The 653-nt window shown below is 55.1% G+C and carries 1 pseudogene; it reads left to right on the forward strand.

Annotation, left to right across the window (positions count from 1 at the left end):
- A pseudogene (locus tag R7R24_RS27620) lies at nucleotides 1–653 on the forward strand (hypothetical protein); the annotation flags it as partial.

Below are 653 nucleotides of genomic sequence, written 5' to 3' on the forward strand. Positions count from 1 at the left end.
CAAAGTGGTGGCGCTTGGACGAGCAACGCGATGGACATCAGTGGTGAGGCAAATGGCACGTACACCGTCGTTGTCACGGGCACCAATGCCTCAAATGTGGAAGCAACAGAAAGCACAAACTTCACGTTGGCACAGGCGTTGCCAACACTGACTAACGCAACATTCAATCCGACGCATCAAGCGGAAGGACAAAGTGTCGCGGTCAGACTGGAGTTCGATAAAGCGCTGCAAGCAGCAAGCGCAGAGCTGGGTGGTTCCGCCATCACACTGACCAAGACAGCGGATGCGAAAGTCTGGACCGGTGATGTTGTCGTGCCAGTGTCGTCAGAGCTAACCGTAGTCTTGGTGGTGAAAGACTACCAAGACCTTTCGGGGAATACGGGCGCAGAAGACCGCAGCCACTCTATGCCAATCACACCAACCTTGGCGATCACGCCAGTAGGCAATGTGGATAGCAGCAATGCTGCCGCATTGCAGATCACCGGTACTTCAAGCCGCTTTGATGGCCAAACCGTGAGCGTAGAAATCAAAGCGCAAGGCAGTGAAACGGTTATCGCCAGCGGCAGTGCCACGGTACAAAGTGGTGGCGCTTGGACGAGCAACGCGATGGACATCAGTGGTGAGGCAAATGGCACGTACACCGTCGTTGTCAC

Source organism: Vibrio sp. 704, assembly GCF_033339295.1.